Annotated in this window: 19 protein-coding genes; 12 read left to right on the top strand and 7 right to left on the bottom strand. The window is 64.2% G+C overall.

Annotated features, from left to right (window positions below; genetic code table 11):
- Positions 1-220 precede the first annotated feature (220 nt).
- The 4 genes from LPW30_RS09975 to LPW30_RS09990 are packed head-to-tail and all read left to right on the top strand — an operon-like array spanning position 221 to position 3,641.
- Complete coding sequence (locus tag LPW30_RS09975) at positions 221-736, top strand: LPP20 family lipoprotein (protein WP_025281263.1); 516 nt, start codon at positions 221-223, stop codon at positions 734-736.
- A 12-nt stretch (positions 737-748) separates the two neighbouring features.
- Positions 749-1,642 (top strand): flagellar assembly protein T N-terminal domain-containing protein, encoded by an 894-nt coding sequence (locus LPW30_RS09980; protein WP_025281264.1) that lies wholly within the window; start codon positions 749-751, stop codon positions 1,640-1,642.
- Positions 1,639-2,346 (top strand): SDR family NAD(P)-dependent oxidoreductase, encoded by a 708-nt coding sequence (locus LPW30_RS09985; RefSeq protein WP_029762348.1) that lies wholly within the window; start codon positions 1,639-1,641, stop codon positions 2,344-2,346. The genes LPW30_RS09980 and LPW30_RS09985 overlap by 4 nt, the downstream gene beginning before the upstream one ends.
- A gap of 26 nt (positions 2,347-2,372) precedes the next feature.
- Positions 2,373-3,641 carry an HD domain-containing protein gene (locus tag LPW30_RS09990; protein WP_239680762.1) on the top strand — a complete coding sequence of 423 codons (1,269 nt, stop codon included), beginning with the start codon at positions 2,373-2,375 and terminating at the stop codon, positions 3,639-3,641.
- 15 nt (positions 3,642-3,656) lie between these two features.
- On the opposite strand, the gene LPW30_RS09995 is transcribed toward LPW30_RS09990, so the two are convergent.
- The 5 genes from LPW30_RS09995 to LPW30_RS10015 all read right to left on the bottom strand — a co-directional run bounded on the left by LPW30_RS09995 (position 3,657) and on the right by LPW30_RS10015 (position 7,952).
- Positions 3,657-4,160 (bottom strand): acyl-CoA thioesterase, encoded by a 504-nt coding sequence (locus tag LPW30_RS09995; RefSeq protein WP_238624978.1) that lies wholly within the window; start codon positions 4,158-4,160, stop codon positions 3,657-3,659.
- Positions 4,161-4,174: 14 nt separating this feature from the next.
- Positions 4,175-4,711, bottom strand: coding sequence for a DUF411 domain-containing protein (locus LPW30_RS10000; protein ID WP_238624979.1), 537 nt, complete (start codon positions 4,709-4,711; stop codon positions 4,175-4,177).
- Between the two features lie 86 nt (positions 4,712-4,797).
- Positions 4,798-5,820: an NAD(P)-dependent oxidoreductase gene (locus LPW30_RS10005; RefSeq protein WP_239680763.1), complete on the bottom strand. Its 1,023-nt coding sequence runs from the start codon at positions 5,818-5,820 to the stop codon at positions 4,798-4,800.
- Positions 5,821-5,824: 4 nt separating this feature from the next.
- The gene (locus tag LPW30_RS10010; RefSeq protein ID WP_239680764.1) at positions 5,825-6,178 is read right to left on the bottom strand and encodes a DUF934 domain-containing protein; all 354 of its coding nucleotides are present in this window, start codon (positions 6,176-6,178) and stop codon (positions 5,825-5,827) included.
- A 64-nt stretch (positions 6,179-6,242) separates the two neighbouring features.
- Positions 6,243-7,952 carry a nitrite/sulfite reductase gene (locus LPW30_RS10015; RefSeq protein WP_239680765.1) on the bottom strand — a complete coding sequence of 570 codons (1,710 nt, stop codon included), beginning with the start codon at positions 7,950-7,952 and terminating at the stop codon, positions 6,243-6,245.
- A 233-nt stretch (positions 7,953-8,185) separates the two neighbouring features.
- On the opposite strand from LPW30_RS10015, the gene LPW30_RS10020 reads away from it, so the two are divergent.
- Entirely contained in the window at positions 8,186-8,902 is a 717-nt protein-coding gene (locus tag LPW30_RS10020) for a phosphoadenylyl-sulfate reductase (RefSeq protein WP_239680766.1), read from the top strand.
- 322 nt (positions 8,903-9,224) lie between these two features.
- Positions 9,225-9,644, top strand: a complete 420-nt coding sequence (rnk, locus tag LPW30_RS10025; RefSeq protein ID WP_026623767.1) for a nucleoside diphosphate kinase regulator — start codon at positions 9,225-9,227, stop codon at positions 9,642-9,644.
- Positions 9,645-9,649: 5 nt separating this feature from the next.
- On the opposite strand, the gene LPW30_RS10030 is transcribed toward rnk, so the two are convergent.
- Positions 9,650-10,654, bottom strand: a complete 1,005-nt coding sequence (locus tag LPW30_RS10030) for a TIGR00341 family protein (RefSeq protein ID WP_025281272.1) — start codon at positions 10,652-10,654, stop codon at positions 9,650-9,652.
- A gap of 228 nt (positions 10,655-10,882) precedes the next feature.
- Here LPW30_RS10030 and gltB point away from each other — a divergent pair, with 228 nt between their 5' ends.
- The 6 genes from gltB (at position 10,883) to LPW30_RS10060 (ending at position 20,896) form a co-directional block, all read left to right on the top strand.
- Positions 10,883-15,424, top strand: a complete 4,542-nt coding sequence (gene gltB / locus LPW30_RS10035) for a glutamate synthase large subunit (RefSeq protein WP_239680767.1) — start codon at positions 10,883-10,885, stop codon at positions 15,422-15,424.
- 11 nt (positions 15,425-15,435) lie between these two features.
- Positions 15,436-16,923, top strand: a complete 1,488-nt coding sequence (locus LPW30_RS10040; RefSeq protein ID WP_239680768.1) for a glutamate synthase subunit beta — start codon at positions 15,436-15,438, stop codon at positions 16,921-16,923.
- Between the two features lie 140 nt (positions 16,924-17,063).
- Positions 17,064-18,494 (top strand): TonB-dependent receptor, encoded by a 1,431-nt coding sequence (locus tag LPW30_RS10045; protein WP_239680769.1) that lies wholly within the window; start codon positions 17,064-17,066, stop codon positions 18,492-18,494.
- Between the two features lie 87 nt (positions 18,495-18,581).
- Positions 18,582-19,469 (top strand): metal ABC transporter substrate-binding protein, encoded by an 888-nt coding sequence (locus LPW30_RS10050; RefSeq protein WP_338018817.1) that lies wholly within the window; start codon positions 18,582-18,584, stop codon positions 19,467-19,469.
- A gap of 3 nt (positions 19,470-19,472) precedes the next feature.
- Positions 19,473-20,042 carry an ATP-binding cassette domain-containing protein gene (locus LPW30_RS10055; protein ID WP_238624988.1) on the top strand — a complete coding sequence of 190 codons (570 nt, stop codon included), beginning with the start codon at positions 19,473-19,475 and terminating at the stop codon, positions 20,040-20,042.
- Positions 20,042-20,896: a metal ABC transporter permease gene (locus LPW30_RS10060; protein WP_025282944.1), complete on the top strand. Its 855-nt coding sequence runs from the start codon at positions 20,042-20,044 to the stop codon at positions 20,894-20,896. The genes LPW30_RS10055 and LPW30_RS10060 overlap by 1 nt, the downstream gene beginning before the upstream one ends.
- Positions 20,897-20,932: 36 nt before the next feature.
- On the opposite strand, the gene LPW30_RS10065 is transcribed toward LPW30_RS10060, so the two are convergent.
- Positions 20,933-21,415 carry a hypothetical protein gene (locus tag LPW30_RS10065; protein ID WP_025282943.1) on the bottom strand — a complete coding sequence of 161 codons (483 nt, stop codon included), beginning with the start codon at positions 21,413-21,415 and terminating at the stop codon, positions 20,933-20,935.
- Between the last annotated feature and the right edge of the window lie 239 nt (positions 21,416-21,654).

Consider the following 21,654-nt stretch of genomic DNA (forward strand, 5'->3'; position numbering starts at 1 on the left):
CCTGTCCAGTCTGTCTTCGGGCCTTCGGTTTCGTGTTTGATATGCGACCAGGAGGTCGGGCGGCCCGGGCGCTTCTGGGATTACTGAGGCTGGTTGTCACTCACGGAGAAAGAAAATGAAAAAAATGGCGTATGTGCTTGTGCTTTCTGGTGTAATGACGCTTACAGGAGCCTGTGCCCACTCCTACCAAGTGCCTGTTCAAGGGTACCAATACACGGCCATGGAAGAACGTACCATCCGGGTTCGGGGGCATGGCACGAGTGTGCCAAGACCTGACCTGACGCAATCTCAGCAGAAACTCATGGCCATTCGGGCCAGTCGACTCGATGCCTACCGCAACCTGGCTGAGGAACTTTATGGCATGCGGCTCGAGGGCGGCACCAGCCTGCGTGACATGGCGGGTGAGCGTGATAGAGTGAGGTCCTACATAGACAAGAAAATCCGGGGGGCACGGGTGATTGATGTGGCGCTCATTGAGGATGACATTTATGAGACCACGCTTGAGTACACTGTGGGCCATGATTTCTATCGCTGCGTGGCGGCACCCCACCTGTGTCAGCCGGCCAGACCGGTGGCTCCTCCTCAGCCCGTGGTCACGCGGCAGTATTGCGGCGCCAGTCCCTGTCCGCCCACCCGGGTCGTGCCTCTGCAGGCCCCCCGGCAACGCGTGCCTGAATGGCAGCACTGCACCGAGCCCTACTGCTCCCAGGCGCCTTACTACTACTACCAACGTTGATGAAGGGATGTCATGAGGCTTCTCGCACTCATCGTGCTGATGTGGCTGCCAGGGATGGCCTTCGGGGAGTCCTTCGTCGCCGATGGTGTCGCCTCCACGGCAAATCAGAGTGTGCAGGAAGCGCGCAGGGAAGCCCTCAAGGATGCGCTCTGGTCTGCCTCCGCCCAGTCAGGGATTACCATTCGGGGAGAGGTCGGCCTGCACCGAGGGGTGGTGGTGTCCGATGAATCCCGGTTCCGGATTGGAACCCATATTTCTCGATATGAGGTCATCAGTGAAGGCCAGGAGGGTGATTTCTATCGTGTGAAGGTCCGTGTGGACGAGGTTCAGACCGGCTGTGGGGCACTGATGGGGATGCGGATCGGGGCCGTGAGTTTCCCGCTCCTCAAGCCCCATCAAAACACCCTGATGGGGGTGGCGGGGGTCGAAATGGGCGTTCCGAATGAGATCCTGCATCGGGTGGGGATCAATACGCCGCTGGAGGTCCATCGTGCTGCCCATCGTCGTCTGTTCTTTCCCCTGAACGGGAATCTCCCCAACCCCCGCGCTACCGAGGTGAGGGAACGGGTGAAAATGATCGCAGAGGACATGGAGGTGGACTTTCTGGTGGCCGGCATCGTGCTCGACATTGGCTATGAAAGCGTGGGTATCCTGCGAAACCGGCATAGCCGCCGAGCGGAGGTGGAGATCTATCTGTTCGAAGCCGGGTCCGGTGAGTTGATGACCCAGCGGCGGGCGGCGCGAGAATCCCGGGGGGATGTGCTGGTGGCCTCACGAGTGAGTTTTGGAAGTCAGCGCTTTTACGAATCCGATTATGGGGAGGGCTTCGGCTGGGTGATGGATACCCTCTCCCAGGAGATCCTCTCCACCCTGGACTGCCCGAAGAGGAGCGGCGTGGCGCAATGAATATCCTGATCGTGGGTGCATCAGGTGGCATCGGTTCCGCCTTCGCACAGACCCTGGCGGCGCGGGAGTCGGTGCAGCGTGTTGTGGGTACTTATCGCAGCACGCCACCCTCATGGGAGGACGCCAAGGTGGAATGGGCGCCTCTGGATGTGACGGATGAATCGGCTGTGGCCCGGCTGGCTCGGGATCTTGGCGAAATCGATTGGCTGATCAACGCCGCAGGCCTGTTGCATGAAGGGGCGCATGGCCCCGAGAAGCGCGTGGCCCAGGTGGAGCCCGAGTTTGTGATGCAGAACTTTCGCGTCAACACCCTGCCGACGCTGCTGCTGGCCAAGCATATGGCACCGCTCATGCGTCATGGTCGTCCGGCGATCTTCGCCACAGTGTCCGCGCGCCTGGGCAGTATCGGCGAGAACGGACTGGGGGGGTGGTACAGCTATCGGGCCTCCAAGGCGGCCCTGAACATGGTGATCAAGAACCTCTCCATCGAGTTGCGGCGCACCCATCCACAACTCGTGCTGGCGTCACTGCATCCGGGTACGACGGATACAGCTCTCTCCAAACCTTTCCAGCGCAACGTGCCTGCGGACGCCCTGTTCACGCCCGGTTATAGCGTGAACTGCATGCTTCAGGTGCTGGAGGGCCTGAGTCCCGAAGACAGCGGTGGGTTCTGGTCTTTCGATGGTGAGGCCTTGCCCTGGTGAAGGGAGGCCGTGGGGATGCAAGGCCCATGGTGATCCGTGATCCGGTCCATGGCGACATCGAACTGAGCGCCCTGGAGCAGGCGGTGCTGGATCTGCCGGACGTGCAGCGCCTGCGGGGGATCAAGCAATTGGGCACGGCCAGCTACGTCTATCCCGGTGCCTTGCATACCCGCTTCGATCACTCCCTGGGGGCCTGTGCGCTGGCGCACCGCATGCTGGAGGGCCTGCGTCGTCAGGGCACGCCGGTGCCCACGGATCTGGAAGACCTGATCGGCGTAGGGGCGCTGTTGCACGACGTCACCCACGTCCCCTTCGGACACACCCTGGAGGATGAGCGGCGCCTGTTCCCGCGTCACGACAAGGGTGACCGGATGTCCCGGTTATTGAAGGGCGCGCTGGGCGAGGCCCTGGAGAAACTGGGCATCCTGGGCGAGATCGCCGGTCTGCTCGGCGAGGCCCCAGGCCACCTGCCCGGCTGGGCAGGGGAGATCATCGCCTCCACCCTGGATGCGGACCTGCTGGACTACCTGCGTCGCGACAGCCGGTTCACCGGGCTGGCCCAGGACTATGACGATCGGGTGTTTCGCTATTTCACCGTGGCCGATGATCACCTGGCCCTGCGCATGGCGCGCCATGGCATGGACCGCCCCGATGCCCGATCCGAGGTGGTGCAGTTGCTGCGAATGCGTTATTTCCTCACCGAGCGGGTTTATTATCACCACACCAAGGTGGTGGCCGGGGCCATGATCTCCAAGGCGGTGGAACTGGCCATGCAGGCGCAGTGGCTGACCGAACCCGAATTGCTGCACCTCAACGACTGGACCTTGCTGGATCGACTGGAACAGCCCGGGTCTCCTCCGGGAGCGCGTCACCTGGCGCAAGGCCTGGCGAGGCGTCGCCTGCTCAAGCGCGGCTACGTGCTATCCGCTTACAGCCTGGACGAGTCGGAGCGGGCGGCCCTGGTGGGGCTTTATCATGACTCGGGTACCCGGCGCGCGGAGGCGGAAGCGGTGCTGGCCAGCGAGCTTGGGGTGTCGCCGGAAGAGGTGATCGTCTATTGCCCGGCCCTGACGATGATGAAGGAGGCGCGGGCCTGGGTGGAGACGGCCTCAGGTCTGCGTCGCCTCAATGACCCTGCCAGCGCCGCCTGCGCCGAGATCTCGGCCCTGGAGGCGCGTTACGCCAGCCTGTGGCGATTTTATGTGTTCACACCCGAGGCGGTGGCCGGCAGGGCGGCGGAACTGGCGTCCGGGTATTTTGGTCATCCGGGCGAATACGCGCCGTCGGTCAAATGATCTGGGGTCATGTGTTCAGGGGCTATCATCGCTGGGGCCATGGGTCTTGCGGATTTCCGCGTTGCGCCGTTCGATTTCGCGACGAAATTCCCGGCGCAGGGTGGCGTTTTCATACCGCCTGCGTTCGGTTGGGGTTTCGATTTCCAGCGGGCGCACCTTCATCGGGCGCCCATGCTCATCCACCGCCACCATGGTGAAATAGGATGTCATCACGTGGCGCTCGTTCTGGTGGATGATGTCCTCCGCATTCACCCGGATGCCCACCTCCATGGAACTGTTGCCCGTGTAGTTGATGGAGGCCAGGAAGGTGACCAGCTCACCCACCCGCAGAGGCTCCCGGAAGAACACCTGGTCCACCGAGAGGGTGACCACGTAGTTGTTGGAGTAGCGGGCGGCACAGGCATAGGCCACCTGGTCCAGCAGCTTGAGGGTGGCCCCCCCGTGGACATGGCCGGTGAAGTTGGCCATGTCCGGCGTCATGAGCACGCTCATGGTGAGGGTCTTGTTCTGTTTTTCCATTAAGTTTGAGGTGCTCAGTTCTGATGATGTGAAGAAAATACCTCGCTTTGGCCACTGCGATCAAAGGTGATCACATCGAAAGGATCAAAACGGTCGCCCATTTCCATGCCGGGGGAACCCACCGGCATGCCGGGGACCGTCAGTCCGGCCACATCGGGCTGCTCATCCAGCAGGCGACGGATGTCGCTGGCAGGCACATGGCCCTCGATGAGATAGCCGTCGATGAAGGCGGTATGGCAGGAGCCCATCCCCGGTTGCAGCCCCCCGTGATACTTGAGCCGGTTGAGTTGTTCCTGACTCACGTCCACCGCCTCTACAGTGAAGCCTTCCTCTTCCATGTAGGTGACCCAGTCATTGCAACACCCGCAGTAAGGCGTCTTGAAGACCTTGATGTCCTTGTCGGTGGCCACCACCTGCCCCAGGGGCGAGGACGGGCTGACGCGGTTCTCTGAGGTCAGTGCGGTGGTCGGCAGGAGCAGCAGGGCTGTCAGCAGACAGAGCAGCAGCCGGAGGCGGTGGGTTGGCTGGGTGAAGGCGGGGGCCGGAAGCATGATGGATTTCCTCTTGAGGGACCGGTGGAGTGGTCCATATTGACAATACGCAATATGCCTGGGTTTCCAGCGACACATGATCTGGGTCAACTGGCCATCGCCTGGGTGATGCTCCCGACCGGGCCCGAGACACCCGGCACCGGGAAGGCCCGAATGCCCAGCTGGCCAAGCGTGGCACGTTCGGAAGCGAAGGGATCCCGAGGGTCTGTCCGACCGATGCGCACCACCCGGGCACCATCACGGACGTGGCGCATCATGATGGGCAGGGTGGGGCTGTGCGGCGTTCCGTTGAGGTCATTGCAATGGCCCGCCGGGATCAGTTCCGCCTCCCGACGGGCATAATCCATCACCGGGCCTGGCGTGTCCGGGTCATGAAGGATCACATCGGCTTGCTGCAGGAGTCGCAGGGCCTGGATGGTCAGGTGCTCCGGTTCATCCCGGGGGCAGGGCATGAAGGCCACCTCGCCCTCGGCCCCGGATCCCGTGCCCCAGGTGTCGAGCACGCGGGAGAAGTCCTCATGCCGGGGCTGCCGATTCATGCCCGGCTGCCACAGGCCCCCCAGCAGTGCCTCCCAGAACCGTCGGCGCTGCCCGGGTTCCGGCAGAGCCTGGGCCACCCGATCGCGCCAGGTGCCGGCCAGTTGTGCCAGGTTGCCAAGATTTCGTGGCAGCAGTACCTCAAGCCGGGCGCGCAGGGCACGGGCCAGGACCGGCGCCGCGCCCCCGGTGCCAATGGCCACGATCAACGGACTGCGATCCACGACCGCTGGCATGATGAAGCTGCACAGCGCCGGCCTGTCGGCCACGTTCACCAGGATGCCCCGCTGTCGGGCCGCCTCGTAGACCGCTCGATTCACGGTCTCATCATCCGTGGCAGCAATGACCAGGGTCATGCCTTCCAGGGCCTCGGGATGAAACCGGCCTGATTGATGCTCGAACAGGCCCTGAGCCACGGCCTCGGCCAGGGACGGCGTCAGATGCGGGGTGAGCAGATGTACGCGGGCGCCGGCCTGTTGCAGGCGCCGGGCTTTGCGCGCCGCCACCCGACCGCCCCCCACCACCAGGCAGGGGCGTTCGCGCAGGTCCACAAAGAGGGGGAAATGATCCATGTGCTTATCCCGGTATGGCGGCAGGATCCTGCCAGTGTGGGTAGGCGCGGGGCCCCTGAAGGTACCTCATGGCGGGTGTGGCCAGCTCGCCCGCCGACAGTACGAAGCTGCTGAACCCGCAGCGTCGCATGGCATCCAGCTGGTCCGCACGGACATCGCCCACCGCCCGCAACTCCCCGTGATAGCCGTAACGCCCGCGCAGTTGTCGGGCCATGCTGTAAGGGCGTCCATCACCGGCTTTGGGGAAGTGAAGGGCCAACAGGTTCAGGCGACCCAGCCAGGGGATGAGATCCGTGAGTGTATCCTCGGGGTGCAGGACGATGCCCTCCACGCCCTCGGGGATGATCCCGGTGTTCATCGTTTCTCTCCATTGGCGCAGATCGAGCAGAACGTTCCCCGGTCCGTCACCATCCTGGTGTTCTTCAGGCGTCCGCCGTGGCAATTCGGGCACGGTTCGCCCGTCGAGCATGATCAGGGCCATACAAGTGCTCCTTGAACGGTTTGAGACCGATGCGGTGCACCGTGTCCAGAAAGGGTTCGTCGGGCTGGCGTTGATCCAGGTAGAACCTGAGCAGCCTGTCCAGGGTTTCCACCATCTTGTCCGCAGGCACGGCAGGCCCCAGCACCTGGCCAAGCCGGGCCTGTTCGCTGGAGGAGCCCCCCAGCTGGATCTGGTACCAGGAGGCACCCTGCTTTTCCACACCCAGCAGGCCGATATGGCCCACGTGATGGTGGGCGCAGGCATTCATGCACCCGGAGATCTTCAGTTGCACGTCGCCCAGGTCATGCAGGTAGTCCAGGTCATCAAAGTGCTGCTGTATGTCCCGGGCCAGCGGCAGGGTTGCGGCGTTGGCCAGGTTGCAGTAATCCAGCCCCGGGCAGGCGATCATGTCCGTCAGTGTGCCGATATGGGCGTGGGCGAGTCCGAGCGAGTCCAGGGCCTGCCAGAGGCTGGGCAGATCCGCTATGGGGACATCGGGAAGCAGCAGATTCTGATCGTGAGTGCTGCGCAGCACGCCGAAGCCGTGTCGCTCCGCCAGGTCGGCCAGGGCATGCATCTCCTGATCGGTGAGGTCCCCGGGGGCTCGTTCGGGTCCCTTGAGCGGAACGAAGACCACCCGGTAGCCGGGATGCCGGTGCTCACGGGTGTTGAATCTGAGCCAGCGATCATAGGCTGTCGCGAATTCGTTGCTCGCACTGGCTGGTAGAGCAGGGGGCCGGGATGGGCCGCCCTCCCTGTAAGCGGGCGTGACAAACCGTTCGCTGATCAGGCGATGGGCCTCCAGGGCGGACACCGGTTGTTCCCGGCGGATGAGGGCCCACTCCGATTCCACCTGCTCCTTGAAGGCCGGAAGACCCACACTGTTCACCAGCACCTTGATGCGTGCCTTGTAGAGGTTGTCGCGACGCCCATGCAGGTTGTAGACGCGCAGGATGGCGGTGAGATAGTCCAGCAGGTCATCAGCGGGCAGCCAGGCCCGCAGGGTCCGGGCCAGATGAGGGTCCCGTCCCAGGCCGCCGCCGACGCTGATCCGGAAACCAGGCTCGCCCGAGGCACCCCTGACCAATTGCAGTCCCACGTCATGGATTCGCGTGGCAGCGCGATCCCGGGGGCTGGCGGTCACCGCGATCTTGAATTTTCTGGGCAGATAGCTGAACTCCGGGTGAAGCGTGGCCCACTGACGGACCACCTCGCACCAGGGAAGCGGATTATCCACCTCCTCGGGCGTCAGGCCCGCCAGGGGGTCGCAAGTGACATTGCGGATGCAGTTTCCGCTGGTCTGGATGGCGTGCAGACCCACCTCGGCCAGGGATGCCAGCACCTCGGGCACCTGCTCCAGTTCAAGCCAGTTGAACTGGATGTTCTGGCGGGTGGTGAAGTGTCCGAAACCCCGGTCGTGGTCACGCGCTACCCGGGCCAGGCCCCGCAGTTGCGTACTGCTGAGCAGGCCATACGGGATGGCCACGCGCAGCATGGGGGCGTGGCGCTGGATGTAAAGCCCGTTCATCAGCCTGAGGGGTCGATAGGCCTCCTCGCTCAATTGCCCGGACAGGAAGCGGCGGGTCTGGTCGCGGAATTGCTCAACGCGCTCCCGGATGAGAGCCTGATCCCATTCGCTGTACTGATACATGCTCATCCTCGGTGTCTGAAGGGAGGTGCCTCAAGGGCGACTGAGGGGTCAAGATAATGCGAAATATCAATAGCGAAAAAGAATTTATAAGAATTGAGTTAGATCGAATGGGGATTAGCCATGCCAGCTCATAAAGAATCAAATTGAATTGATAGCAAACAATTTATTCTTTTTTGCGTAATCGCAATCTTGGTTAAGGTGGGGTCACATTCAACGCCAAGAGGATTAAAGTCATGCACGCGCCCCATCGGATCTCAGGCGATCGCGACACCCTGGAGAGGATCAATCGTGAGTTGGAGCCCCTGGACGCCTGCGCCCGGTTGGACTGGGCCCTGAGATGCTTTGGAGATCGCATCGTACTGAGTTCCAGCTTCGGGGCTCAGGCGGCGGTCATGCTGCATCTGGTGACCCAGGCGCGGCCGGGGATCCCCGTCATCCTGGTGGACACGGGCTATCTCTTCCCGGAAACCTACCGTTTTGTGGATGAGTTGACGGAGCAACTGGACCTGAACCTTCAGGTGTATCGCTCCCCCTGGTCATCCGCGTGGCAGGAGGCCCGGTTCGGAAGGCTCTGGGAGCAAGGATTGGAAGGGTTGAATCACTACAACCGCATGAACAAGGTTGAACCCATGCAGAGGGCCCTGAAGGATCTGGGGGCGGATGCCTGGTTGGCGGGCTTGCGCCGCCAGCAGTCCGAGAGCCGTGCCGGACTTGAAGTGGTGGCCTGGCAGAACGGAAGAGCCAAGATCCATCCCATCATCGACTGGACCGACCGGGATGTGCATCAGTACCTCATGCGGCACGGATTGTCCTACCATCCACTCTGGCACCAGGGCTATCTCTCCATCGGCGACGTACACAGCACGCGCTCGGTGCACGAGATCGAACAGCCAGAGCAGATGCGGTTTTTCGGGCTTAAGCGCGAGTGCGGGCTGCACGAGCACGTCTGAGGCCCGCGATCATCCACAGAACCTGTGGATAACCTTGTGGGCAAAATGTCATGAAACGCCGCCCGGCCGCGACGGTGCGCGGCCCGGGAACAGATTGGTCAAAAAATGGCCAGGGTCTGTAACTGCTTGTTTCCTGGTTAAAAGGAGGAATCCTCAAAGTCCTGGGCTGTCAAGTCTTGACAAGGTGTTTTCCCACGGGAAATTTCATGAGCACCTTTTGGAGACTGGGGACATCTTTCATCCCTGGTGGCTGCCGGGAAGGCAGCTTTTCCTGCACGCTAGGGCTACAATGGCAGTTCGTTGAACGCCTTTTCCCAAGAGTATGGACGTGACAGAAAAACCCAAGGTGATTGTCTCCAGCCAGGATTATGACCGCCTGGATACCCTGATGGCCTCCCTCCCGGAGGACAGCTTCCCGGGGCGCGCTGCCTTGCAGGCGGAACTGGACCGGGCCGAGGTGGTCGAGCCCCACGAGATGCCGGCCGATGTGGTCACCATGAACAGCACGGTGCGGTTTGTCATGGAGTCCACCGGCGAGTCCTTCGAGATGACCCTCGTCTACCCGCGTGACAGCACCGGGGAGCCGAACCGCATTTCCATCGTGGCCCCGGTGGGCAGCGCCCTGCTGGGCCTGTCGGTGGGAGAGAGCATCGAATGGCCCCGGCCCGGTGGTGGCACCATCCGCGTGCGCATCGATGCCATCCTCTATCAGCCCGAGAGCGCGGGGGATCTGCACCGCTGAGTGCTTCAAAAGGCCCCATTGCGCCAGAGGATGGCTAGTACCAGGCCGGTGAGCAGGAGCAGGCAGCCCAGCGACCAGAGCACCCAGTCCCAGGGGGTGAACCGTTCCACCTGGCCCACGCCGATCCAGCGGCGGGGCTTCACCCCCTGGAACAGGAACACGAACTGGGCCGCCAGCACCACGCACACCACGTTGGCCGCCAGCATCAGGCCCGCGCCCAGGGCCAGGTCGAAGGCTCCCTTGCCCACCAGCAGACCGGTCACCGCAGCCGGTGGCAGCAGGGCCACCGCCACCATCACGCCCACCAGACGCGAGGTCACGCCGCTGGTGAGGGCCAGTACTCCGGCAGCGCCCGCAGCCAGAGCCAGGATGACATACGAGATATTGACCTCTGTGCGCGCCAGCACCTCCTGATTGCCCACACTCACCGGCCACAGATAACCAATGAGCATGGCGCAAGCCACCGTCACCGTCAGGCCAGCCAGGGTGGTGGCCAGGGAACGCAGGGCCAGCGAGCGCTCGCCCAGGCAGGTGGCGAACGCAAACGCGATCACCGGGCCCAGCAGCGGGGCGATCACCATGGAACCGATCACCACGGCAGTGTTGTCCTCCGCCAGGCCAATGGCCGCGGCCACGGTGGAGAGGACGATCAGCATCAGGTAATTGCGATCCAGCGTGGCGCCCTTGGCGATTCCGGCATAGAGTTCCTCCAGGCTGACCTTGCGCGAGCGGGGGCGCTCAGGGCGCGGGTCGTTCTCTCCCGGGGCCGGCATGGGCACCGTGGCCTCGATGGGAGTGATCACGATGCGGGCGCTGGGCTCCTCGATCAACAGACTTTGCAGAGCGTCCAGGAGGGCCTGGCGCTCATCTTCCAGCACCACCATGCGCACCGCCACGCGGCCGTCATCGTTCAGTGTGCCGCACCAGGCATCCACGGCGCCGTGGGTACGGGCCATCTCCAGCAGATGGGTCTGCAAACGGGCGGGCGCAATCACCTCCACAACACGCATGGCAAATTCCTTGGAAAGACACCTCAAGGGGTGGGACTGCGGGCCCGTGAGGGGGTTCAGTCCAGGGCCTGAGGGAACTCAATCACCCCACATGGGCCTCCAACGGACTGGAACGGCGTCGCGCCGCGCCGTGGGTACCCTGTCATGACAAGTTGATCCCCTCGACGGGCCGGGCGCAGAATGAATCGACAGGGTCGAATTTGCTGTATCCATCTTGGGAGTGCTGCCATGACCCAGTTTGCAAATCCTCATGATGGGGTGCGGGAACGTGCCGAAGAGGCGACCGGCCCCTGGCTGAGACGGCATCAGCACGCGGCCTGTGGCGTGGGCGTGCTGGCACACCTGGATGGGCACGCAAGCCATGGGCTCATTGAGGATGGCTTTGAGTGCCTGGAAAACCTGGATCACCGGGGCGCCCGTGGCGCCGAGGAGAACACCGGTGACGGCGCGGGCATGCTTTTGCAAAAACCCCATGCCTTTCTCTCCAGTGTGGTGGCGGGGCTGGGTGACCGGGACGATTACGGGGCGGCCCAGGTCTTCATGCCCCGGGACGGAGATCACCGGACAGCCATCCGCACGTTGATTGCCCGGCGCTGCCAGGCCGAGGGCTTCGATTTGCTCGGGTGGCGGCAGGTGCCCACTCAGAATCAGGAACTGGGCCAGACCGCCCTTGATAGCGAACCCCAGACCTGGCAGTTCTTCGTTCGGCCGAAACAGGCGGTGGACCCCAAGGCCCTGGATGTCCGACTTTACGTCCTCAGGCGCGCGATCGAGAACGAGGTGCTTTACCGCAATCTGGTGGGGGCAGGGGCGGAGACGTTCTACATCTGCTCCCTGTCGCGGACCACGGTGGTATACAAGGGCCTGCTCACCTGCGGGCAGTTCCGAAGCTACTTCCCGGATCTCTCCGATGCCCGCGTCACTTCGTCGCTGGTGCTGGTGCATGCGCGTTTTTCCACCAACACCCTGGGGGCCTGGGATCTGGCCCATCCCTATCGTTATCTGGTCCACAACGGCGAGATCAACACCCTGCGGGGCAACCAGAACTGGATGCGGGCCCGGGAGTCCACCCTGGCCTCGCCTCACCTGGGCAAGGACATGGACAAGGTCAAACCCCTGACCGGGGAGGGCCTGAGCGACAGCGCCCAGCTGGACAACGTGGTGGAACTGCTGGCGCTGACCGGGCGCAGTCTGCCCCATGCCCTGCGCATGCTCATTCCCGAGGCCTGGGAAAAGAATCCCGCCATGCCGGAGGACCGACGGGACTTTTACGAATACCACAGTACCCTGATGGAACCCTGGGACGGTCCGGCCCTGGTGGTGGCCACCGATGGACAGCGCATTGCTGCGGTGCTGGATCGCAACGGCCTGCGGCCCTGCCGTTACAGCCTCACCCGGGATGGGCGCCTGATCATGGCCAGCGAGACGGGCGTGCTGGATATGCCGCCGGACCAGATCCTGCGCAAGGGGCGACTGAATCCCGGGGCGTTGTTCGTGCTCGATCCCGAGCGTGGCGGGATCGTTCCCGAAACCCAGGTCTTCTCTGAACTGGCCGGACGACCCTACGGGCGCTGGCTGCGCGAGCACCGTCTGACACTGCCCCCGGACCCACCCATCGCCTCCGGACCGGCAATGGGCGGCGCTCTCCCGCATGCCCTGGACCAGTATCAAAGGGCCTTCGGGTACACCCTGGAGGGCCTGCGGGCATTCCTCAAGCCCATGGCCGAATCCGGGCGGGATCCCATCGGCGCCATGGGCAATGACACCCCACCGGCAATGCTGTCATCCCGTGCCCGCCCCTTGAGCCACTATTTTCTGCAGCAGTTCGCCCAGGTGTCCAACCCGCCCCTGGACTACATCCGCGAGGCCCTGGTCACTTCGCTGGGCGCCTATGTGGGCCCGCGCGGCAACCTGCTCGAGGAAGGCGAGGATCACTGCCGCCAACTCTATCTGCCGTCCCCCATTCTGAGCGGGGCCCAGGCGCATGCGCTTGGAATGATCCACCGTGAGGATCTGCAGCCGCACCCGGTCGACATCACCTATCCCAAGGAACTCGACCTGCAATCCGCCATACGTGCCATGCACGCAACAGCCGTGCAGATCATCGAACAAGGGGGCGGGATCCTGCTGCTGAGCGATGCGCTCGTGGGGCCTGAGCGGGTGGCGATCCCGGCGCTGCTGGCCGTGTCGTCCCTGCATCATCATCTGATCCGCTGTGGTCTGCGCATGCGCACGGCCCTCATTCTGGAGTCGGGTCAGCCCTATACGGCCCATGACATGTGCGTGATGATCGGTTACGGCGCGGATGCGATTCATCCCTGGCTGGCCTATCAGGGGATCCGTGCCCTGGTGGATGAGGGCATGATCGAAGCGGAGGCCGATGCCGCCGTCGCACAGTACCGCAAGGCCCTGGAGGGAGGGCTGCTGAAGGTGATGTCGAAGATGGGCATTTCCACCCTGCAGGCCTACAAGGGGGCGCAGATCTTCGAGTCCCTGGGGCTGGATCAGGAATTGATTGATGCCTGGTTCACCGGCACCACCACACACCTGCCCGGCGTGGGCCTGGCGGAGATCGAGCAGGATGTCCTGGCAGCCCACGAGCGGGCCTTTGGCCGGCCCATTGCGGCTGAACTGCCGCTGGACCCCGGCGGGCATCTGTACTGGCGGCGGGATGGCGAGCGGCATCACTGGAATCCCTACAGCATCGGCAAACTCCAGCAGGCGGCCCGCAACAACGATGCCCGGGCCTATGAGGATTTTGCCCGTGAGATCAACGAGCAGGCCGGGGGGCTTCTCAATGTGCGCGGGCTATTGGGATTCCTCGAGGACGAGGCCGCCGCGATCCCGCTGGATGACGTGGAGCCGGCGGCGTCCATCCTGCGGCGTTTTTCCACGGGTTCCATGTCCTTCGGGGCCCTGAGCCAGGAGGCCCATGAGGCGCTGGCCATGGCCATGAACCGGATCGGCGGGAAATCCGGCACGGGGGAGGGGGGCGAGCAGACGGAACGGTTCGGCACGGAACGCGAGTGCTCCATGAAACAGGTGGCCAGCGGCCGATTCGGGGTGAGCGCCCGCTACCTGGCCCAGGCCCGGCAGATCGAGATCAAGATGGCCCAGGGGGCCAAGCCGGGGGAGGGCGGTGAACTGCCCGGGGGCAAGGTGGACGAGGGCATCGCCCGGGTACGGTTCACCGTGCCGGGGGTGGGACTGATCTCGCCGCCGCCACACCATGACATCTATTCCATCGAGGATCTGCAGCAACTGATCCACGATCTCAAGTGTGCCAATCCAAGGGCCGAGATCCACGTCAAGCTGGTGGCCAAGGCCAATGTGGGCACCATCGCTGCCGGGGTGGCCAAGGCCCGGGCCGACGCGGTGCTGATCAGCGGCGATTCCGGCGGCACCGGTGCGGCGCTCAAGACCTCCATCAAGCATGCCGGCACGCCCTGGGAACTGGGGCTGGCGGAGACCCAGCGGGTGCTGATGGCCAACGGCCTGCGCTCGCGGATCACCGTGCGGGCCGATGGCGGGTTCCTGACCGGCCGCGACGTGATGATTGCTGCCCTGCTGGGGGCCGAGGAATACGGTTTTGGCACGGCGCCGCTGGTGACCCTGGGCTGCATCATGCTGCGCAAATGCCACTGCAATACCTGCTCGGTGGGGGTGGCCACCCAGGATCCCGAGCTGCGTCGGCGCTTTGAGGGAGACCCGGCGCACATCGTCAATTATCTGCGATTCGTGGCCGAGGAGATGCGGCGGATCATGGCGGCGCTGGGCTTTCGCACACTGGATGAGGCCATCGGTCGCGTGGATTGCCTGCGGGCGCGGCCCATGGCTCCGGCGCACAAGCCCACGCCCGATGTCTCGGCCCTGTTGCGACGGGTGCGCTCGGACGATAGCCCGCGCAGGGTACGAGGGCAGGATCATGGCCTGGACCGCAAGATCGATCACCAGGTCATCGCCCAGGCCGATGCGGCGCTCAGCCATGGCGAGCCGGTGAGTCTGTCCATTCGATTACGCAACCGTGACCGCACCTTCGGCACCTTGCTCAGCCACGAGGTCACGCGCCGGTATGGCGGCGAGGGACTTCCGCCGGGAACGATCCGGATTCACTGCACGGGCACCGCGGGGCAGAGTTTCGGGGCCTTCCTGTGCCGGGGGATTGCCCTGCACCTGGAAGGGGATGCCAACGATTATGTGGGCAAGGGGCTGTCGGGCGGCCTGATCAGCGTGAAGACACCGCCGGACGCCCCCTATGTGGCCGCCGACAACACCCTCATCGGCAATGTGGCCCTGTTCGGTGCCACGGGTGGGGAGGCCTATGTCAATGGCCGCGGTGCCGAGCGTTTCTGTGTGCGCAACTCCGGGGCGCTGAGCGTGGTCGAGGGGGTGGGAGACCATGGCTGCGAGTACATGACCGGGGGCGTGGCGGTCATCCTCGGTCCCATCGGGCGGAACTTCGCTGCCGGCATGAGCGGTGGCGAGGCCTACCTCTGGGACGAGGAAGGTCAGGCAGGAGACGCCATCCACGCCGCAGGTGTGCGTACCGAGCCGGTCACCGATCCCCGGGATCAGGCGCTGTTGCAGCGCCTGCTGGAGAACCATGTGGCCTGCACCGGCAGTGAGAAGGCCGCCCGGATACTGGCCGGGTGGCCAGGGGCCCTGGACACCTTCGTGAAGGTGGTGCCCGAGGCCTATGCCGAGGTGGTGGCGGACTATCTGTCCCGGGGGCAGGACATCCGCATCCAGCCGCCAGCCCCCCTTGCCTGAGGTATCACGCCATGTCCGAGAACCATCCTGATGGATTCCTGCGTCATCCCCGGCGGCCCATCGGCTATCGTGAGCCGGCGTCGCGTGTGGCGGATTTTCACCAGATCTATCGGTTCCGGTGGGATCCGGCGCAGTTGCGCACCCAGGGGGAACGCTGCATGGATTGCGGCATCCCCACCTGCATGGCGGGTTGTCCCATCGGCAATATCATCCCGGACTGGAACGATCTGGTGTCCCGGGGTGCCTGGCGGGAAGCCCTGGCACGCCTGCATGCCACCAACAATTTCCCCGAGTTCACCGGCTACACCTGCCCGGCGCCCTGCGAGACGGCCTGCACCCTGGCCATCAACGATGACGCGGTGACCATCAAGGACATCGAGCGGGCCATCGTGGATCAGGGCTGGGAGGCGGGCTGGATACGTCCCGAGCCTCCATCGCAGCGGTCCGGCAGGCAGGTGGCGGTGGTGGGCAGTGGCCCGGCCGGCCTGGCGGCGGCCCAGCAACTGAACCGGGCCGGGCACCGGGTGACGGTGTTCGAGCGGGATGATGCCATCGGTGGGCTGATGCTCTATGGCATCCCGGATTTCAAGTTTGCCAAACACCAGGTGGCGCGCCGGGTGCAGCAGCTCCGTGACGAGGGCATCGAGTTTCGCTGTGGTGTGGCTGTGGGAGAGGATGTGTCCATTGATGAGCTCAAGGCGCGGTTCGATGCCGTCTGCCTGGCCATCGGTGCACGCCGCCCACGGGACGTGCCGGTGCCGGGCCGCGAACTTCAGGGTGTTCTGTTCGGCATGGAATACCTGTGTGCCGAAAACCGCCATCAGGCCGGTGAGCCCCTGGACGCGGCCATGAATGCGCAGGGCCGGCGTGTGGTGGTGCTCGGGGGAGGGGATACCGGCGCCGACTGTGTGGCCACGGCCCACCGTCAAGGTGCGAGCTCAGTTGTGCAGATCAGCATCAATCCCCCGCTGCCCGACACGCGCCAGGCGGATAACCCCTGGCCCCAGTCACCCCAGGTCCGCCAGCAGACTTATGCCCTGCAGGAAGGTGGCGAGGAGGCCTTCAGTCTCAATGTGGCGGCCTTTCTCGATCAGGATCAGGATGGCCGGGTCGATGCCCTGGAACTGGAACGGGTGGACTGGAAGCGGGATGACCAGGGACGTCGGACCGACAAGATCGTGCGGGAGAGCGGTATCATCCTGCCCGCCCACAAGGTGCTGATCGCCATCGGCTTCGAGGGCCCTGAAGCCGCCTGCCTGAACGATCCGCGCCTGACCCTCACCCCGCGTCACACCCTGGAGGCGGACGCGCGCAAGATGACCCCGGTGCCCGGCGTCTTCGTGGCGGGCGATGCCAGCCGTGGGCAGTCCCTGGTGGTATGGGCCATCGGGGAAGGGCGTGACGTGGCGCGCCAGATCGACCTGTGGCTGATGGGGGCCTCCCGCCTGCCGGCAAGCCTGAGCACGCCGTATCCACCGCTCCCTCCCAAGGGGCTCTAGAACCCGAAAGTTGCGTCGCATCCTGGGGCGCGGTCAAGTGTGAGTGCCCTCGCCCTTTTTCGATCTCCTTGAGCTATGGTATAACCCATCCGAACGAAAAGATTCTCAGTTCACCACACACTCACAGGAGCTCGCCCACGATGCCTTCTCTCAAACGCGCCCTGCCCGCCGCGGTGCTGATGTCGTTTTCCATGCCGGTCATGGCACAGGATATGTTCCGGGACAGCCAGCTCCCGGGTGCACGCCTGGCCCCCCTGCCCCTGGGAGGCACCCACCAGGTGACCTCGGGATCGGCCTTCAACCCTGATATCTCCGTCATCGTGGATACCGTGTATTTCAACGAGTTCAGTGGTCACGTGGATGACCCTGCGGGATTCGAGGCGGGCCACGATCACGGTCATGGCGGGCATGACCATGGCCATGATCTGGACGAGGGTTTCAACCTGCGGGAGATCGAGCTGGCCTTCAGTGCCTCGGTGGACAATTATTTCGATGCCTTCGTGATGCTGGCCCTGGATGAGCACAACATCGAGGTGGAAGAGGCCTACGCCACCACCCGCAACCTCCCGGCGGGCCTGCAGATCAAGGCGGGCAAGTTCCTCTCCGACATTGGCTACATCAACTCCCAGCACCCCCACGACTGGGCCTTCGTGGATCGCCCGTTGGTCAACGAATTCCTGTTTGGTGATCACGGCCTGCAGGAGAAGGGGGTGCAGTTGACGTGGATGCCGAACACGCCGTTCTACAGCCGGTTTGGCGTGGAGTTGTTGCAGGGGGAGACCAGTGGCATCGCCGCCTATGAGGGCAGTGGACGGGTGTCTCACCATACTGTATTGCCAGGAGAGTTGGGTAACCAATTAGACCCAGGTCACGACCCCGATCGGCCAGCTCGTCAACGCTGGCGCGCTGACACCCCCTTCGATGACGTCTCGGGTCCGCGTCTGATCACCGGCTTTGCCAAGTTTGGTCCGGATCTGGGTTATGACCATGCCGCCCAGTTCGGTCTTTCTTACGGCTATGCCCGCGCCTTCCAGCGAGACGACCTCCATTCCAGCCTGCGCTACGAGACCTGGGACGGTGATGCCTGGTTTGCCGGGGTGGATGCGGTCTACAAGTATGATGCGGGTCGCTCCTTTGGTCATGGTGACCTGACGCTTCAGGGGGAGTACTTCTACCGGCAGATTGACGCAGATTTCAGGGAATTTAAATTTTCGGGGGTCAACAACGGGGTGCTGGAGGAGACCAAACACCTGGCCCGCAAATCCAAGCAGGACGGTCTCTATCTTCAAGGTGTTTATGGCATCGCCCCGCGCTGGCAACTGGGTCTGCGGGCCGAGGCCCTGGGCATGACCAATGACAACGCCCAGGTGGAGGACGATGGATTTGCCTCCTTCGGCACCTCCTACCGCTACGCCGGCAACGTGACCTTCCGCCCCACCGAGTTCTCCATGCTGCGAGGTCAGGTAAACCGTTCCGACTTTGCCACCGAAGATGGCGATGACGGTGACGGCTGGTCCTTCATGCTGCAGTTCCAGATGGCGCTCGGCGTGCACGGTGCCCACGAATTCTAAGTTCAAGACCAGAGAAATGCGGTCACCGGGGGTCAGCGAACCGGTCCGGTGGCCGCAGTCCCGATTTCATACCTCAAGGGAGATACGATGATGTATAAATGGCTGATTGGCCTGGTGTTGCTGGTGTCCACCGCCACCGCCCAGGCCGCTGTGAATGTAGTGGCGACCACGCCTGCCATGGGCATGCTGGCGGAAACGGTGGGCGGCGATGCCGTGTCGGTGCGGGTGCTGGCGCCGGCGGATCGCGACGCCCATTATCTGCAGGCCCGGCCCAGCATGATGGCGGCCATGCGGGGCGCGGATCTGGTGGTCGCGGTCGGTGCCGAGCTTGAAGTGGGCTGGCTGCCCGCTGCCATTCGCGGCGCCAACAACCCCGGCGTCTTCCCCGGCCGCACCGGTTATTTCGAGGCTGCCGCGCAGGTGGACCTGATCGGCGTGGGCGGCCCCGCCGACCGGGCGCTGGGTGACGTGCACCCGGCAGGTAACCCCCATGTGAACATGGATCCGGTGCGCATGGCCCAGGTGGCCCACGCCCTGGCCGAGCGGCTGATCCGCTTCGATTCCGCCAATGCCGAGCTGTTCCGCGCCAATGCCGAGGCCTTCGAGCGCAAGGTGGAGGAGCACCTGCCCGTCTGGCGGGAGCGGGTGGCCGATGCACCGGGTGTCGTGTTCTTCCATGAGGATGCCGACTACCTGGCCAAGCGCCTCGATGTCCCTGTGCTCGGCTATGTGGAGCCGCTGCCGGGCATTCCCCCCACCGCCCGTCATCTGCGTGATCTGGTGCGTGATCTGGAAGGCCGGGATGGCGTGGTGATCCGTGCCACCTTCCATCAGGAACGGGGCCCCCGTTTCGTGGGCGAGCAACTGGACTGGCCCGTGTATGCCCTGCCGCTGGATCCGGAGGTGGGCGCCACCGCGGACGATTACTTTGATCTGATCGGGCAGTGGGTGGACGCCATGGCAGGTAAACTCTAAAGCATGAAGAGTGAAGCCTTGTTGCGGTGCCACGGGGTCGTCGCCGGGTATGAACACCCGGTGGTCGGCCCCGTCACCTTTGAACTTTTTCGTGGCGAGGTCCTGGGGCTTTTGGGCAGCAATGGGGCGGGCAAGTCCACCCTCATCAAGGCCATCACCGGGCACGCCAGGATCTTTCGGGGCCGACTGGAAACCGCGCCCGGCATTGAGTTGGCCCATCATCGCCAGCAGCCGGTTCGACCGGCTGAATGCCCCCTCTCCGGTCATGACCTGGTGACTCTCACCGGGGCCTCGCGCCAGACACCACCACCGCAGATCGCCCGGCTGCTGGACGGTCGCGTGGATCAGCTCAGTGGCGGGCAGTTCCAGATCCTGCAGATCTGGGCCTGCCTGGGGAGCGGGGCGGAGGTGGTGCTGCTGGACGAGCCCACGAATAACCTGGATCCCGCCACGGTGGAGGCGCTGGCCAACCTCATCCGCAAGGATCAGGCGGGCCGCACCATCCTGGTGGTCAGTCACGAGGCATCCTTCATCGATGCCATCTGTTCCCGCGTTGTCTCGGTGAGTGCCTGATGCTGGAATTACTGTTTGACCCCCTGTTTCGATTGCCCTTCATCACCGGTCTGTTGCTGGCACCGGTGGCCGCCATTGCCGGCGTGTATCTGCGCCTGCGGGAGGAGTGGCTGGCGGCCCTGGCTTATGCCCAGGTGGCCGCCGCCGGGGCGGTGGTGGCCGTGGTGCTCCATGCCCCCGTCATGCTCGGTGCCCTGGCCGCGGCCGGGCTGGTGGCCACGGTCAAGGGGCTGCTGGCCAACCCGGGCAATCATCACTTCGTCATCTTCATCCTGCTGGGCTGGGGTGTGGCCCTGGTGGCCGGATCCTTCAGTGCCCATGGAGAGATGGTGGGCCAGTCCCTCATGGACGGGCAGCTGTACTTCACTGGCCAGGCCCATTTGCTGGGCGCTCTGGCCCTGCTGGTGATCGGCACGCTGTGCATGTCCTGGCTGAGCCAGCGCCTGCTCATGGACCGTTTCTTCCCGGACTATTTCTCCGCCAACGGCATTCCCGCCTGGCGGCACCGGGTGGCCTTCGACTGGCTGGTGGTGGCCATCGTTGCCGTGGCCACCACGGCCTTTGGTGTGATGGCGGCCTTCGCGCTGCTCTTCATCCCCGCCTGGGTGGCCTGGGGGGTGGCCCAGGGCTGGCGCAACGTGCTGATCATTGCCGCAGGGCTGGCGGTGGTGGCATATGTGATTGCCTTCGTCGTGGCGGTCGCCGTGGACCAGCCCTTCGGGCCCATGCTGGTGCTGATCCTGTGTGCGACGGCCTTGCTCAGGTTTGCACGTCGCGGAGTCAGATCGGCGTCTCCTTCAGCCGCACCGGCCCGCGCGCCGTCGGTGGCCCCGGAAGCCGCCCATCGCAAGTGAGGGTGGCCCGGGGTGAGGCGCCCGCCTCACCCCGGGCTATCGCACCAGATGACGTCGATACACGTAGAGGTGCACGGCCAGTGCCACCACGAAGGCCCAGCCGGTGGTGGCATGCCAGTGCTTCCATCCCCGAGGCCTTAATTCCGCCACCGCCAGGGAGACGCCCAGGCTGACCAGCATGGCCACCTTGGCCACCCGGTTCACCCGCATCCGCAACGGACGCGGTCCCCGGCGACGGGGTGGGCGTGCCGGCGTGCTCCGCTTGGCACCGGGGGCGGCAGGGGGCATGCCCAGATGAGGTCGGGCGATCTCCAGGGCCTCCTGCTCCATCCGTGCCCTGGGCAGGCGTGCCACGTCATATTCCACCACCAGACTGCCGGCCCGGCGGTTGCCCCTCAACCCGGTAACGGCGGGATGATCCTGGAACAGGGATTCCAGCGTCCTGAGCGTGGAGGATTCTTGCAGGCCCTTGTCACGCAGACGCAGGCGCCCGGGAATGGATGCGACGATGAGGTTCATGGCTCAAGCATGCCCTGTCCGGCCACACTCTTCAATATGATGAATGAAAATCATTTTATTGATTAAGATGGCATTGGAAGGTTGACAGGTAGTGCGAATTAACTATAAGGAGAATCAGTTACATTTGATGTCAGGCACCGGGGTGCTGCCGGCTTTTTTTCCCGTTGAGGTCGGCGGCACTTTTTTCTGGCGCACCCCGCGCGTTTCATCGCCCTCAAGGGGCCATCCCACCCACCCAA

This window comes from Ectothiorhodospira variabilis (assembly GCF_022227625.1).
GTDB classification, from domain to species: domain Bacteria; phylum Pseudomonadota; class Gammaproteobacteria; order Ectothiorhodospirales; family Ectothiorhodospiraceae; genus Ectothiorhodospira; species Ectothiorhodospira haloalkaliphila.

Bases quoted from the DNA above. Each gene is read 5' to 3' on its own strand.
- LPW30_RS10020 (WP_239680766.1), top strand. From the start codon at position 8,186: ATGCACGCGCCCCATCGGATCTCAGGCGATCGCGACACCCTGGAGAGG.
- LPW30_RS10000 (WP_238624979.1), bottom strand. From the start codon at position 4,711: ATGCTTCCGGCCCCCGCCTTCACCCAGCCAACCCACCGCCTCCGGCTG.
- rnk (WP_026623767.1), top strand. From the start codon at position 9,225: ATGGACGTGACAGAAAAACCCAAGGTGATTGTCTCCAGCCAGGATTAT.
- LPW30_RS10060 (WP_025282944.1), top strand. From the start codon at position 20,042: ATGCTGGAATTACTGTTTGACCCCCTGTTTCGATTGCCCTTCATCACC.
- LPW30_RS09995 (WP_238624978.1), bottom strand. From the start codon at position 4,160: ATGGAAAAACAGAACAAGACCCTCACCATGAGCGTGCTCATGACGCCG.
- LPW30_RS09975 (WP_025281263.1), top strand. From the start codon at position 221: ATGGAAGAACGTACCATCCGGGTTCGGGGGCATGGCACGAGTGTGCCA.
- LPW30_RS10005 (WP_239680763.1), bottom strand. From the start codon at position 5,820: ATGGATCATTTCCCCCTCTTTGTGGACCTGCGCGAACGCCCCTGCCTG.
- LPW30_RS10065 (WP_025282943.1), bottom strand. From the start codon at position 21,415: ATGAACCTCATCGTCGCATCCATTCCCGGGCGCCTGCGTCTGCGTGAC.
- LPW30_RS10045 (WP_239680769.1), top strand. From the start codon at position 17,064: ATGCCTTCTCTCAAACGCGCCCTGCCCGCCGCGGTGCTGATGTCGTTT.
- LPW30_RS09985 (WP_029762348.1), top strand. From the start codon at position 1,639: ATGAATATCCTGATCGTGGGTGCATCAGGTGGCATCGGTTCCGCCTTC.
- LPW30_RS10010 (WP_239680764.1), bottom strand. From the start codon at position 6,178: ATGAACACCGGGATCATCCCCGAGGGCGTGGAGGGCATCGTCCTGCAC.
- LPW30_RS10055 (WP_238624988.1), top strand. From the start codon at position 19,473: ATGAAGAGTGAAGCCTTGTTGCGGTGCCACGGGGTCGTCGCCGGGTAT.
- LPW30_RS09990 (WP_239680762.1), top strand. From the start codon at position 2,373: ATGGTGATCCGTGATCCGGTCCATGGCGACATCGAACTGAGCGCCCTG.
- LPW30_RS09980 (WP_025281264.1), top strand. From the start codon at position 749: ATGAGGCTTCTCGCACTCATCGTGCTGATGTGGCTGCCAGGGATGGCC.
- LPW30_RS10050 (WP_338018817.1), top strand. From the start codon at position 18,582: ATGATGTATAAATGGCTGATTGGCCTGGTGTTGCTGGTGTCCACCGCC.
- LPW30_RS10015 (WP_239680765.1), bottom strand. From the start codon at position 7,952: ATGTATCAGTACAGCGAATGGGATCAGGCTCTCATCCGGGAGCGCGTT.
- LPW30_RS10030 (WP_025281272.1), bottom strand. From the start codon at position 10,654: ATGCGTGTTGTGGAGGTGATTGCGCCCGCCCGTTTGCAGACCCATCTG.
- LPW30_RS10040 (WP_239680768.1), top strand. From the start codon at position 15,436: ATGTCCGAGAACCATCCTGATGGATTCCTGCGTCATCCCCGGCGGCCC.
- gltB (WP_239680767.1), top strand. From the start codon at position 10,883: ATGACCCAGTTTGCAAATCCTCATGATGGGGTGCGGGAACGTGCCGAA.